At 63.7% G+C, this 12,502-nt stretch carries 13 protein-coding genes; 7 read left to right on the top strand and 6 right to left on the bottom strand.

What is annotated here, in order from left to right; genetic code table 11:
* Positions 1-17: 17 nt before the first annotated feature.
* Complete coding sequence (locus LB572_RS33020) at positions 18-1,598, bottom strand: glycosyltransferase family 39 protein (RefSeq protein ID WP_224670730.1); 1,581 nt, start codon at positions 1,596-1,598, stop codon at positions 18-20.
* A gap of 192 nt (positions 1,599-1,790) precedes the next feature.
* On the opposite strand from LB572_RS33020, the gene LB572_RS33015 reads away from it, so the two are divergent.
* Positions 1,791-2,495, top strand: a complete 705-nt coding sequence (locus LB572_RS33015) for a hypothetical protein (RefSeq protein ID WP_224670729.1) — start codon at positions 1,791-1,793, stop codon at positions 2,493-2,495.
* A 150-nt stretch (positions 2,496-2,645) separates the two neighbouring features.
* Here the strand turns inward: LB572_RS33015 and LB572_RS33010 are convergent, their stop codons facing one another.
* The 3 genes from LB572_RS33010 to LB572_RS33000 form a co-directional block, all read right to left on the bottom strand.
* Entirely contained in the window at positions 2,646-3,413 is a 768-nt protein-coding gene (locus tag LB572_RS33010) for an RES family NAD+ phosphorylase (protein WP_224670728.1), read from the bottom strand.
* Positions 3,373-3,750 carry an MbcA/ParS/Xre antitoxin family protein gene (locus LB572_RS33005; protein ID WP_224670727.1) on the bottom strand — a complete coding sequence of 126 codons (378 nt, stop codon included), beginning with the start codon at positions 3,748-3,750 and terminating at the stop codon, positions 3,373-3,375. Before LB572_RS33005 ends, LB572_RS33010 begins: the two co-directional genes overlap by 41 nt.
* Positions 3,751-3,813: 63 nt before the next feature.
* Entirely contained in the window at positions 3,814-4,884 is a 1,071-nt protein-coding gene (locus tag LB572_RS33000; RefSeq protein ID WP_224670726.1) for a GGDEF domain-containing protein, read from the bottom strand.
* A gap of 320 nt (positions 4,885-5,204) precedes the next feature.
* Here LB572_RS33000 and LB572_RS32995 point away from each other — a divergent pair, with 320 nt between their 5' ends.
* Entirely contained in the window at positions 5,205-5,624 is a 420-nt protein-coding gene (locus LB572_RS32995; protein ID WP_140808513.1) for a GFA family protein, read from the top strand.
* A gap of 77 nt (positions 5,625-5,701) precedes the next feature.
* Positions 5,702-6,061 (top strand): diacylglycerol kinase, encoded by a 360-nt coding sequence (locus LB572_RS32990; protein ID WP_140808511.1) that lies wholly within the window; start codon positions 5,702-5,704, stop codon positions 6,059-6,061.
* Positions 6,062-6,071: 10 nt separating this feature from the next.
* Here the strand turns inward: LB572_RS32990 and LB572_RS32985 are convergent, their stop codons facing one another.
* On the bottom strand, positions 6,072-6,671 hold the full coding sequence (locus LB572_RS32985; RefSeq protein ID WP_224670725.1) for a DedA family protein: 600 nt from the start codon (positions 6,669-6,671) through the stop codon (positions 6,072-6,074).
* Positions 6,668-7,231 (bottom strand): DUF1003 domain-containing protein, encoded by a 564-nt coding sequence (locus LB572_RS32980; RefSeq protein ID WP_140808507.1) that lies wholly within the window; start codon positions 7,229-7,231, stop codon positions 6,668-6,670. Before LB572_RS32980 ends, LB572_RS32985 begins: the two co-directional genes overlap by 4 nt.
* Positions 7,232-7,321: 90 nt before the next feature.
* Here LB572_RS32980 and LB572_RS32975 point away from each other — a divergent pair, with 90 nt between their 5' ends.
* The 4 genes from LB572_RS32975 to LB572_RS32960 all read left to right on the top strand — a co-directional run bounded on the left by LB572_RS32975 (position 7,322) and on the right by LB572_RS32960 (position 12,472).
* The gene (locus LB572_RS32975) at positions 7,322-8,035 is read left to right on the top strand and encodes a DNA-3-methyladenine glycosylase I (RefSeq protein ID WP_224670724.1); all 714 of its coding nucleotides are present in this window, start codon (positions 7,322-7,324) and stop codon (positions 8,033-8,035) included.
* 150 nt (positions 8,036-8,185) lie between these two features.
* Positions 8,186-9,865 (top strand): NAD+ synthase, encoded by a 1,680-nt coding sequence (locus tag LB572_RS32970; protein WP_140808520.1) that lies wholly within the window; start codon positions 8,186-8,188, stop codon positions 9,863-9,865.
* 21 nt (positions 9,866-9,886) lie between these two features.
* A complete protein-coding gene (locus tag LB572_RS32965) occupies positions 9,887-10,294 on the top strand; it encodes a GNAT family N-acetyltransferase (RefSeq protein ID WP_140808504.1) in 408 nt (135 codons plus the stop codon).
* A 372-nt stretch (positions 10,295-10,666) separates the two neighbouring features.
* A complete protein-coding gene (locus tag LB572_RS32960; RefSeq protein WP_224670723.1) occupies positions 10,667-12,472 on the top strand; it encodes an ABC transporter ATP-binding protein in 1,806 nt (601 codons plus the stop codon).
* The last annotated feature ends 30 nt before the right edge of the window (positions 12,473-12,502 follow it).

Genomic DNA, 12,502 nt, shown 5'->3' with positions numbered 1-12,502 from the left:
CCGGCTGCAGCGGCCGCTCATTCCGGGTCGGGCGGTCCGGCTGGATCGCCTGGAAGATCGGCTCGACCGGGCTTAACCACGACAAAGTCGATCGCCAGGGGCGACGCCTTGAGCGACCAGTCGAAAAGCACCGTCTTGACCGGCAGGCCGTCGGTCCAGGCCGCAAGTTGCGGGGAGAGCTTCCAGCCGTGCGGCCATACAAGCAGCATGCCCTGCTCCCGCAGCCGCTGGTCCGTGACCCAGGGGGCCAGGCGTCTGTCGAGGGTGGTGAAGATCGAAGGTTGGTCCGGGGCTTCCAGTCCGGCAAGCCTGGCCACGCTGTCGTCGCCGCCGACAATGCCCAGCGGCGCGGATACCGCCTCGTGCCAGATCGCATCGGCCGTCTGCGAGATCGACCGCGCCGGCCAGCACATTGGCTGCAGGCGGCCGAGGATGTTGCAGCTGGTCCAGCGCGTCACCGCATAGGCGCTCGACACGCCGACCACGCATAGCAGCGCCAACACTGCCAACCGGCGCAATTCTTTTTGTCCCAGCCGGTGGCCCAGGAGCGCGATCGCCAGCGCGCCGACGAGATTGTACATCGTCGCGCCCCAGGATTCGCCGGTGCCGGTAAACAGCGATGCGGCCATGATCAGGAGCGCCGGCCCCAGACCCATCCAAGCCAGGTAGACAACCGCGCGCCGTTCGGGAGGAGGGCAGGCCGACAAGGGTTCTTGCGCGGGCCCGGGCTGCCGTCGCAGCAGGCCGGAAATGGCGAGCACGACGGGAACAGCGGCGAGCCCGGCAAGCTGAACGCCGATATAGTAAAGCCGGGCGCGGTGGGCGATCACCCAGGCGTTGCGATGCTCGGCATAGGTCAGCGGCAGGAAGTCGAGGCGGACAAGCTCCATCGCCAGCGGCGCCACGACGCCAAGAAAAACCGCGAGGCCGAGCCACGGCCACGGGGTCGCGAGCCGGCTTCGGGCACGGGCGTCGTATAGAATCCAGATGCCGCCGAAGGCCAGCAGCAGAGCCGTCGAGAATTTGGCATAGAGCCCTATGCCGGCAACGAGGCCGAGGGCGAGCCACCAGCCCGGCCGTCCGTCGCGCGCCGAGCGCCACAGCAGCCACGAGATTGCGGCCCAGAAAGGCATCTGCGCGTAGTCATGGTTGAATTGCGGGGTGGGCCAGCCGAAAAAATAGATCGAGGGCATCAACAGCACGGCGGCGAGCGCGCGGGTCGAGCCCATGATGTCGCGCGCCAGCAGATAGACCAGGACGAAAGTCGCCGAGACCATCAGTTGCGACAGCATGTATTGCGGCCAGCGGAATGAGCCGGTCAGGAGATGACTGATCTCGAGCAGCCAGCACGGGAGTTGCGGGTGCTTGTAGGTCAACAGCACCCATTCGCGGCCCCACATGAAACCCTCGACGACGTCGCCGGGCGGTCCAACGTTGACGATCGCCGGCATGACGGTCCAGCAAGCGATCTGGATCAGGCATAAAAGCGCCAGCAGCCGCCACGGGTGCCGGACCAGGCCGTTCCATGCGGAAGACAGACTGTCTCCCGCCGCGCCCGCCGCAGGCCAAAGAGGAACGGATTCGCTGGTTCTCGACATGCGGGCCTAAAACCACACCGGTGGGTTGCTGAACAGTCCGATAGCAAAAGCTTACGAAAATGTATTCTTCCGCAACATTGTAAAACCAAGATTGCGACGGAACCCGTCGCCGGCGCTTCGGGCAGGACGGGCCGGTTGATCGTTGCCGGAGCCGGCTCAGGGCGCCGTGGCTCCAGCAATACAGGTTCCTCCATGCGCCACCAGCATGCCGTCATCCATCACCGTGGGCTCGATTTCTGGTCGGCGCGCGCCGCGGTCCTCGTCATCATCTGCCTGCAGCTTCTGGTCATCAATAATCTGTCCTTCGGTCCGCGCTGGCTGGCCCCGACGGTGGAAGCGGCGCTGCTGTTGCCACTGTCGATCGCGACGGCATGGACGCAGATGCAGACGCGCACCGCCGTCGACCACGAGCATTGGTACGCGATCGGCCAGTTGCGCCTCCATATCCGCCGCACGGCACTGGTCATGACCGGCGTCATCAGCGTCATGAATTGCGGATCGCTGGTTTTCCTGGTGCGGGCCCTGCTGGAAGGGCATGCCGGCGCCGGCACGACGCTGCTCGTCGATGCCCTCAACATCTGGGTCACCAACGTGATCGTCTTCGCGCTATGGTTCTGGAGCACCGACCGCGGCGGCCCGCCGACCTGTGGCCTGGTCAAGCGCGCGCAGGCCGACTTCCTGTTCCCGCAAATGACACTGCCCGACCGCGAGACACAGGGCTGGCTGCCGGGCTTCGTCGACTATTTCTTCCTGGCCTTCACCAATGCCACGGCGTTCTCGCCGACTGACACCTTGCCGCTCACGCAGCGCGCCAAGCTCCTGATGATGGCCGAAGCGATGATCTCGCTGCTGACGATCGCGCTGGTGGCGGCGCGGGCGGTCAACATCCTGGCCTAAAACTGTATCGATATTCGGGTGAGGCCGGCCTGCGAATGGCGGCTTCCAGCGCTTCCGGTGCTCACGTACTTCAAGTACGCTCCGCTCCGGTTCTCGGTAGCCACCATTCTCGGCTCGCCCCGACCCGAATATCGATACAGTTTTCCGAGTTCAGTGGTCGCGCTCCCAGCGCATGCCGGCCAGTCGCGGATCGGCAAAGGCGGTGCGTGAGAATTCGAGCCTCTTGTCCGGGAACTCGCAGATCGCCTGCAGGCCGAAGGAGCCGATCCGGATGCGCCAGGTCTGCGGCTCGAGCGGTTTGGCCTTGGCAAAGCCCTTGCAGGTCAACAGCGCGATGTTGGCGCCCTTGGGATCGCGCACCGAGCGGTAGCGGATCGCCTGCAGCTCGGCCTCACGCGCGACATCGGCGATCGCCTGGCAGGCGGTGTAGTCGGTGGGCTGCGTCCAGGCCTTCTCGTCGCGATCGAGCGGCGGCCGCGTCAGGTCGATCGCGCTGTCGCATCTGATCGCCGCCGCGAAGGCGGTGTATTCCGCCGCGTCGTTCGGCCATGGCGTCGCTGGCGACTCCGCGAAGAACAGCAAGCGGTAGAAGGCCATTTCCGCCACCGCCGTCAGCACCGTCTCGGCGGCATAATAGACGCCTTTGGTCTTGCCTGCGCGGCGGAAGCGCGAGCCGTACGGATAGACGGAGCCGTAGCGAAAGGGCGTCGCCAGCAGGTAGTGGAGATGGCGGCACTCCAGCGGGATCTGCGGCTTGGTGTCCTCGATGAGGTCCTCCAGCAGCGATTGCTCGTCGAGCGTGTCGACGAGCTTGAGGGTCGAGACACGGTGCTGCGCCTCGACCATCCGCCAGTATTTGCCTTCGAGCCTGACGGCCTCAGACGAGAGCGCGCCGGGAGTCCAGGTAGGCAATGACATCGACCAATCCGGTAATCGTCAGGATTTTCTCGATCGGCGTGCCGTCGAGCGTGGTGTTGGAGTTTTTCAGCCACGCCCGGGCAACGGTCTTGTCGCCGCCGACGACGGCGTCTAGCGAGCGAAACAGGCGGACGAACAGCACCGCCAGCTCGAACGGCTTGGTGCCCCGTTCAAGCAGGAATTCCTGCTTGCGCATGCGCGAGACCGTCGCTTCCGACACGCCGATGACCAAAGCGAGCGTCCTGGCGGTGATGTCGAGCAGGTCGGCCGCGCGCAGCGTGGCCTTGGTGATGACAGCGTTTTCGGCCGCCGCCGCGGCCGCGACTGGACGTTGCATATGCGCACCCTTTCATTTCTGTGGAAAATATAGGCCACAAAAATTCTTCTGGAAAGAGGCGTGTCAGTCTTTCTTGTAAAGCAGCCAGCCCTTGGCGGGGCGACCCGCCGTCGTCGAATGCCTGGAGACCCTGTTGCGACCGCCGACCTTGGAGCGATATAGCGCGCGGTCCGCCTTGGTGTAGAGATCTTCGGGGTTTTCCGCCTCCGAAGCCATGCAGATACCCAGCGATACGGTAACGGTACCGTAGTTCATGCCGGTCTGGCTGCTGGTGAACGGGGTCTGCTCGATCAGCGCGCGGATGCGTTCGGCGATCTCGTATGTGGCTTCCCCGCTGGCGCCCTCGACGATAAGCGCAAACTCCTCGCCGCCGGTGCGCGCGACAAACATGTCGGGACGCACGCTGGACTGGAAAATCTCGGCGATGATCCGCAGGATCCTGTCGCCGACCGGATGGCCGTAACGATCGTTTATGTCCTTGAAATGATCGATATCGGCAAGAATCAGCGCATTGAACAGGATGCCGCGATTGCTGTTGTAGATCCGGGTGATCTCCTTGTCGAAGGCGCGGCGGTTCCACAACTGCGTGAGCGGGTCGGTGTCGGCAAGCCGCTTGTATTCCTCGAGCTTCGACTTGACGCTTTCGAGCTCGGCCGTCTTTTCGCTGAGCGTGCTGGCGATCTGGCGGCCATGGTCGATCGTCGAGCTGGTGGCGGCCGACATGGCGCCTGCGATCTTCTGCAGGAGCTCCTGCGAAAGCAGGCTGCGGTTGCTCAGGCCGATCGAGGTCTCATCGAGAATGCGGCCGTATTTCTCGATATGCGAGTGCTCGCTGCGCAACAGCGTCGCGATATCCTCGAGCTCCTTGGCCACCATCTCGCGGGCGTGCTCGACAATGGCCGGGCCGTGGTGCTGCGGAAAGAACGTGCGCCCGATGCGGTCGAGATCCTCCTGTGTCGGGCGGTTGCTGAACGAGACGACGGCAAGGCTGAGTTCGTGATTGCTGCCGCAGAGCGCCTCGTAGAAGATTTCGTAGTTGCGCGGCAGACCAAGCACGCCGAGCTGACGCATCGCCGCCACGACGGTGCTGGCGATGTCGGTGTTCCTGTCGGTCGGAATGGCCGCCGGTTGCATGTTCTGTTCACTGCCCCTTCAGTGCGACCGGAGACCTGCCACCGCCGGGAGTCGCTTATGCGGGGATTTGAATCAGAATTACCGATGCGACGTCGTGTCCCCAACACGACCATCGCTTGTGGGAAGCATAAATGCAGTTGCGCTAAAGTTTCCTTAATGGCCTGTATTTGCTCATTGTCATTGCTACCACAGGCTGCAATCCGGTGCAGGTGCAGCTTCTAAAACGCGCCGCTTCGGTGTCGCATTTGCCAGTGCCCAGCCATTTCAAAACTGAAATTCTATCCGGCAATGGACCGGGCAGATGGTCGAAGGAGGCCGGAATGGATGACAACCACAGCGGATCGTGCCTGTGCGGGGCGGTGCGTTTCAGGACGAGCGGGCCGTTGCGCGGCGTCGTCTATTGCCACTGCTCGCAGTGCCGTCGGCAGACCGGCCATTTCGTCGCGGCAACCGCGTCCAAGGACGCCGATATCGTCATAGAGGGGGCCGACGCGCTCAACTGGTATGGCGCCTCCGACGTGGCGAAGCGCGGCTTCTGCCGCACCTGCGGCTCGCTGCTCTTTTGGAAGCACAATGAACTGGACACGATCTCCATCATGGCCGGATCCTTCGAACGGCCGAGCGGTCTTGCCGCGGAAAGCCATATCTTCGTCGGCGACAAGGGCGATTACTATTCGATCGAGGATGGCTTGCCGCAGTTCGAGAAATCGACGCCGTCGATAAAGGTCGCGGACGGATGAATTTTGGAGCGGCTGGCTTATTCCCTTGATCCGGCCGTTGCGATATCCCCTGACGGTAATTCGAAACGGGGCTGGGCATGCAGCGGCTGATCGACGCTTTCATTAATTCAGTGCGGGCCTTCCGCAAGTTGGCCGCCCACGAAAAGGCATTCCAGCAGGAATTGCTTTTGCTCGCGCTTGCCCTGCCGGCCGGCTGGTTCATCTCGGTCTCGTGGCGCGGCTATGCCCTGCTGGTCGGCGCGGTGCTGCTCCTGATCATGGTCGAAGTGCTCAACACCGGCATCGAGGCGGCCTGCGACGCGATCTCGCGCGAATTCCACATCGACATCCAACTCGCCAAGGACTGCGGTTCGCTTGCGGTGCTGATTTCGATCGTGATTGCCGGCGGCGTCTGGGGCATCGCCCTCATCGAGCGCCTGATCGGCGCGCCGATCTGATCCTTGCGGATCAGGATCCGGCCTGATCTTCCTTGGCACGTTCACGTTTTGCGAAGTGATGGCCTACCAACCAAGCGACCACGGCGATAACGATGCCGACGCCGAGGGCAATGAGCAGGCGCTCATGGCGTGCAAACGCCTGGCCCACCATTTCCTCCGCGCCCAGGCCGAAGACATAGCCGATGCCGCTGAACAGGGCCGCCCAGACCGCGGAAGAGATGGCATTCAGGATGACGAAACGCAGCACGGGTACGGTCGACAGGCCGGCGGCGATGCCGCCGACCAGGCGCATGCCGTAGATATAGCGGTTGGTCAGCACGAAGATGCTGGGATGCGTGTTGAGCAGGCGGTAGGCGCGGCTGAAGCCAGGACGCCTGCGCAACCTTCTCACATAGCGATGCTCGGCGAAGCTACGCCCCATGGTGAAGAAGAACGTGTCGCCGGCGAAGGCGCCGAGAAAGGCCGCGAGGAAGGTCTGCCAAAGCACGAAAACATGCTGATGAGCGAAGAAGCCGCCAAGGATCGCGGCGCTTTCGCCTTCGGCGACGCAACCCAGGAAGACTGCGATCAGCCCGTATTGCTCGATAAGATGGTGGATGGTCTCGCTCATTCCGTTGCGGGCCGCGCCGACAGTTTCTCGTCGATGCGCCTGATCTGCTCGGCCATGCGCAGGATTTCGTCACGCATGCCGATGATCTCGCTGTGGCGCAGCTCGTCGAGCTTTTCATGCAGGGCCATGATCTCGATCTCGGCCTTCAGATTGACCTCGTAGTCATGGGCCGCGTCGATGCGGTCGCGTTCGGTCTGGCGGTTCTGGGACATCATGATCACGGGCGCCTGGATCGCCGCAAGCATCGACAGCACGAGGTTGAGGAAGATGAAGGGGTAGGGGTCGAAGGCGTCGCGCGTGAGCAGCCAGGCATTGCCGGCGGTCCAGATAACGAGAAAGGCCAGGAAGCTTAGGATGAAGGACCAGGAGCCGCCGATCCTGGCGATGCTGTCGGCGATGCGGTCGCCATAGGTCTCGTGGAAGGCCACGGCCTTGTTGGTGTCGCGCGTGATGGTGGTGCGCTCGAGCGTCGACTGGAGGACGCGGCTCTCGAGCGGACCGAAACCTTCCGGCTTCCGCTTGAGCAAACGGTTCGCCATGTCCTCGACGATCTTGTTCATCTGTCTCTCCTTCGGCCGGACGTCGATAGAGGTAGAGGCTGCCGGGCCGGACGTGAAGTGCTAGATTGCGGCGATCAGGCGAGGACAACGATGCTCGATTTCAAGAAAATCCACGCGCGGGCGGCAAAGCGCAAGGGCGGAGAGGCGGTGCTCGCACCGCTGCTTGGCCCGGCGCCCGACAACAAGGCGGTGGCGAAAATCCCCGACGACCGCATTCTCTCCACCATGGCCGAGCGCATTTTCGCCGCCGGCTTCGTGTGGCGCGTCATCGAGCAGAAATGGCCCGGTTTCGAGGAAGCGTTTCTCGGCTTCGAGCCGAAGCGGCTTTTGTTCCAGCCGGACGACTTCTGGCACGAGCTCGCGTCCGACAGCCGCATCGTGCGCAATCCGCAGAAGATCAAGTCGGTGCGCGACAACGCCGCCTTTGTCGATCGCGTCGCGAAGGAGCATGGCAGCTTCGGCAAGTTCATCGCCGGTTGGCCGGCGGACGATCAGGTCGGCCTGACCGCCTATCTCGCCAAGCATGGCAGCCGGCTCGGTGGCAACACCGGGCAGTATTTCCTGCGTTGGCTGGAATGGGACACGTTCGTCGTCTCGGCCGACATGGCGGCGGCCTTGCGCGATGCCGGCCTCGACATCGCCGAGAACCCGACCTCGAAGCGGGACCTCGCCAAGATCCAGGCGCAGATCAACCGATGGTCGGCCGAAACCGGCCTGCCGCGCCGTCACATCTCGCGCATCCTGGCGATGTCGATCGGCGAGAACCGCTCGGCAGAGGCGCTGCGCGCGTATATGGGCGATTAGGCGATCGGGATACGACCTGCAGGGCATGATCGGCTGATTAGCCAGGTACGATCTTCGATCGATCAGGACATAATCGGCTTTGCCGATTAGTCTTATTTGGCACAAGCAATCGCCATTGCGGCGCGTTTTCGGCCACGCTACATCCACACCATGACCAAGACCGCTCCCGATATCCTGCGCATCGCCGTCGCCCAGCTCAACCCGACCGTCGGCGACGTCGCCGGCAATCTGGCAAAAGCGCGCGAGGCGAGGGCGGACGCGGCGCGGCAGGGCGCCGATCTGGTGCTCTATACCGAGCTTTTCCTTGCCGGTTATCCGCCGGAAGACCTGGTGCTGAAGCCTTCCTTCCTGACGGCTTGCGAGAAGGCGGCGCAGGATTTCGCCAAGGACACCGCCGATGGCGGTCCCGGCGTCATCATCGGCACGCCGCTCAAGCGCAAGACTGGCACGCATAACTCCATCGTCTTCGCCGATGGCGGCAAGATCATCGCGGAACGCTACAAGCTCGATCTGCCGAATTATGGCGAGTTCGACGAGAAGCGCGTGTTCCAGGCCGGGCCGGAACTGCAGGGTCCGGTCAACTTCCGCGGCGTGCGCATCGGCATTCCGATCTGCGAGGACATCTGGGGTGACGTCGCCGTCTGCGAGACGCTGGCCGAAAGCGGCGCCGAGATCCTGCTGGTGCCGAACGGCTCGCCCTATTACCGCGCCAAGATCGACGTCCGCCACCAGGTCGTGATCCGCCAAGTCATCGAAACCGGCCTGCCGATGATCTACGCCAACCAGCTTGGCGGCCAGGACGAGCTGATCTTCGACGGCGCCTCGTTTGCGATAGGGTCTGACAAGACGCTCGCCTTCCAGATGAGCCAGTTCGAGGACGCGGTCGACGTCACCACCTGGAAAAGAAAGGGAGAGACCTGGGTCTGCTCGGAAGGCCCGATGTCGAAGATCCCGGAGCGGGAGGAAGCGGACTACCGGGCCTGCATGCTCGGCCTGCGCGACTACGTCAACAAGAACGGTTTCAAGAACGTCGTGCTCGGTCTCTCCGGCGGCATCGACTCGGCGATCTGCGCGGCACTCGCCGTCGACGCGCTGGGCGAAGAACGGCTGCGCACCGTCATGATGCCTTACCGCTATACGTCGAAGGATTCGCTGAAGGACGCCGAGGACTGCGCTCGCGCGCTCGGCTGCCGCTATGACATCGTGCCGATCTCCGAGCCGGTCGAAGGGTTCAAGCATGCGCTGACGCAGCTCTTCGAGGGCACCCAGGAAGGCATCACCGAGGAAAACCTGCAAAGCCGCGCGCGCGGCACCATCCTGATGGCGATCTCGAACAAGTTCGGCTCGATGGTGGTCACCACCGGCAACAAGAGCGAGATGTCGGTCGGCTACGCCACGCTTTACGGCGACATGAATGGCGGCTTCAATCCGATCAAGGATCTCTACAAGATGCAGGTCTATGCGCTGTCTCGCTGGCGCAATTCGCATGTGCCGCCGGGCGCGCTCGGACCCTCCGGCGAGGTCATCCCGAACAACATCATCGACAAGGCGCCGTCGGCGGAGCTGCGCGAAAACCAGACCGACCAGGATTCGCTGCCGCCCTATCCGGTGCTGGACGACATTCTCGAGTGCCTTGTCGAGAACGAGATGAGCGTCGACGACATCGTCGCGCGCGGCCACGACCGCGCGACGGTGACACGCGTCGAGCACCTGCTCTACATCGCCGAATACAAGCGCCGCCAAGCGGCGCCCGGCGTGAAGATCACGCGGAAGAATTTCGGCCGCGACCGCCGCTATCCGATCACCAACCGGTTCCGGGACCGCGGTTGATCTCTGGTGGCGGCGCGGCGCATGCGAGACATTGAAATCAGTTTCGACCTGTCGCGGATCGACTTCCGTGCGACCTCCGATCAGCTCATGCAAAGCTATTGGGCGGCGTCGCGAACCGACGAGGCCAACCGCCGCGCCTTCGACAACTCGCTTTGCGTCGGGGCTTATCTCGATGGTGAGCAGGTCGGTTTCGCCCGCGTGATCACCGACCATACTGTCTTTGCCTATCTACTCGACGTCATCGTCTGGCCGGAGCGTCGCGGGCATGGGATCGGCAAACAGCTTGTGCAGGCACTCCTCGATCATCCCGATATGAAGACCGTTTCTCATTGGAGCCTCACGACCAACGACGCTCACAGCCTCTATCAGAAGTTCGGATTCCGGACGGAGGGCCGCTACATGCGACTGGACCGCTCACCCCCTGGCTGAGGCTCGGCCACAACCCGCCGTTGTTGCAAATTCGTCTCAGTGCTGGACCAGATGTCGTTTTGGCGATGGGCCGACTTGGCGATCGGCTGATGCCTCCCTATAAGGGCCTCTCCGCGATTCCCTTGTGGGAGGACCGTATGGCAAGATTTGACATCGTTATGCGAGGCCGCGAGGCCTAGGTCTGCTCGGGCTTTCCGAAGGTTTTTCGGAGAGCAGGACGCAGAACTGGCATTTGCCGCTGCCGGTCGCCGCCTTCGGGCGGGCGGCCTACCCATACTGAACCTCCCGTTTTCCAAGGCGCCTTAAGGCCGGACGCGGGTTTTCCAATTTGATTTTTACCGGGACCGGGCTCGTTTGCGCCCGGATGACATCATGGCTCGTTTCAAGATCGATCTGCGCGCGAGCGCCTTTCGCAGCGTGCTTGGCTTTACGTTCGGCCACTGGCAGCGCCAGCCGTGGCGGCTTTCGCTCATTATGGGCGCATTCCTGCTCTCGACGCTGGCCGACGTGCTGACACCCTTCTACTCCGGCCGCCTGGTCGATGCGGTCGCCGGCGGCGCCGGAACCGACGCGGTCGCCTGGAATGCGGCGATGGCGGCGTTCTCAATCCTGATGGCGCTGGCGCTGGCCGGCGTCGTGCTGCGCAATGTCGCCTTCCTTTGGATCGTCGAGCTGACGCTGAAGATGATGTCGGACATTGCCGCCGACGCCTTCCATCGGGTGCAACGCTTCTCGACGGACTGGCACGCCAACAGCTTCGCCGGATCGACGGTGCGCAAGGTAACGCGCGGCATGTGGGCGCTGGATCTGCTCAACGACACGATCCTGATCGCGCTTCTGCCGTCGGTCGTCATGCTTGTCGGATCGACGCTGCTGCTCGGCTGGTTCTGGCCGCTGATGGGGGCCGTGGTGGCGGCCGGCTCGGTGCTGTTCATCGCCGTCACGGCGATGCTGTCGCTCGGCTATGTCGCGCCCGCCGCGCGGCTCGCCAACAGCTGGGACACGCGACTTGGCGGCTCGTTGGCAGACGCGGTGAGCTGCAACGCCGTCGTCAAGAGCTTCGGCGCGGAGACCCGGGAGGAAGCGCGGCTGGCGCGCGTCGTCGCCAAATGGCGCCTGCGCACCGGCCGCACCTGGATGCGCGGCACCGCCAACGGCACCACGCAAGGGGTGCTGCTGCTGGCGATGCGGGCGGCGGTAATCGGTCTTGCCCTCATGTTGTGGGCCTGGGGGCAGGCGAGCGCCGGCGATGTCGCCTTCGTGCTGACCTCGTTCTTCGTGCTGCAGGGCTATCTGCGCGACATCGGCACCCATATCCGCAACCTGCAGCGCTCGATCAACGACATGGAGGAACTGGTCGACTTCCAGTCCGAGCCGCTCGGCATCGAGGACCGGCCCGGCGCCCAACCGATCCGGATCACCGACGGGCACATAGCTTTCGACAAGGTGACGTTCCACTACGGCAATCACCGGCTGCCGCTCTACCGCGACTTCTCGGTCGATATCGCGGCCGGCGAGCGCGTCGGGCTGGTCGGGCATTCGGGCTCGGGCAAGACGACCTTCGTCAAGCTGATCCAGCGGCTCTATGACGTGAACGCCGGAAGGATCCTGATCGACGGGCAGGACATCTCGCAGGTCGAACAGGCTTCGTTGCGCAGCCAGATCGCCATCGTCCAGCAGGAGCCGATCCTGTTCCACCGGTCGCTTGCCGAGAACATCGCCTATGCGAGGCCCGGCGCCAGCCAGGCCGAGATCGAGCATGCGGCCAAGCTTGCCAGCGCGCATGATTTCATCACCAGCCTGCCCAAGGGCTACGGAACCCTGGTCGGCGAGCGTGGCGTGAAATTGTCGGGCGGCGAGCGCCAGCGCGTGGCGATCGCCCGCGCCTTCCTCGCAGACGCGCGCATCCTGATCCTGGACGAGGCGACATCGAGCCTCGATTCGGAATCGGAAGTGCTGATCCAGAAGGCGATGGAGCGGCTGATGGTCGGGCGCACGACGCTGGTGATCGCGCACCGGCTCTCGACGGTGCGGGCGCTCGACCGGCTGCTGGTCTTCGATCGCGGGCGTATCGCCGAGGAGGGGTCGCATGACGACCTGATTAGGCTGAACGGCGGCATCTACCGGCGGTTGTTCGAGCGTCAGGCGCTCGAATTGACCAAGGGCCTCGTCGCCTGAGGAAAGGACGGCGCCCGGCCTCGGCCGGGC

Origin of the sequence: Mesorhizobium sp. BH1-1-5 (assembly GCF_020165615.1) — a bacterium.
Lineage (GTDB): Bacteria > Pseudomonadota > Alphaproteobacteria > Rhizobiales > Rhizobiaceae > Mesorhizobium.
This window is presented reverse-complemented; position numbering and strand designations above follow the sequence as displayed.

Coding starts and splice junctions, on each gene's coding strand:
- LB572_RS33020 (WP_224670730.1), bottom strand. CDS start 1,598: ATGTCGAGAACCAGCGAATCCGTTCCTCTTTGGCCTGCGGCGGGCGCG.
- LB572_RS33015 (WP_224670729.1), top strand. CDS start 1,791: ATGCGCCACCAGCATGCCGTCATCCATCACCGTGGGCTCGATTTCTGG.
- LB572_RS33010 (WP_224670728.1), bottom strand. CDS start 3,413: ATGTCATTGCCTACCTGGACTCCCGGCGCGCTCTCGTCTGAGGCCGTC.
- LB572_RS33005 (WP_224670727.1), bottom strand. CDS start 3,750: ATGCAACGTCCAGTCGCGGCCGCGGCGGCGGCCGAAAACGCTGTCATC.
- LB572_RS33000 (WP_224670726.1), bottom strand. CDS start 4,884: ATGCAACCGGCGGCCATTCCGACCGACAGGAACACCGACATCGCCAGC.
- LB572_RS32995 (WP_140808513.1), top strand. CDS start 5,205: ATGGATGACAACCACAGCGGATCGTGCCTGTGCGGGGCGGTGCGTTTC.
- LB572_RS32990 (WP_140808511.1), top strand. CDS start 5,702: ATGCAGCGGCTGATCGACGCTTTCATTAATTCAGTGCGGGCCTTCCGC.
- LB572_RS32985 (WP_224670725.1), bottom strand. CDS start 6,671: ATGAGCGAGACCATCCACCATCTTATCGAGCAATACGGGCTGATCGCA.
- LB572_RS32980 (WP_140808507.1), bottom strand. CDS start 7,231: ATGAACAAGATCGTCGAGGACATGGCGAACCGTTTGCTCAAGCGGAAG.
- LB572_RS32975 (WP_224670724.1), top strand. CDS start 7,322: ATGCTCGATTTCAAGAAAATCCACGCGCGGGCGGCAAAGCGCAAGGGC.
- LB572_RS32970 (WP_140808520.1), top strand. CDS start 8,186: ATGACCAAGACCGCTCCCGATATCCTGCGCATCGCCGTCGCCCAGCTC.
- LB572_RS32965 (WP_140808504.1), top strand. CDS start 9,887: ATGCGAGACATTGAAATCAGTTTCGACCTGTCGCGGATCGACTTCCGT.
- LB572_RS32960 (WP_224670723.1), top strand. CDS start 10,667: ATGGCTCGTTTCAAGATCGATCTGCGCGCGAGCGCCTTTCGCAGCGTG.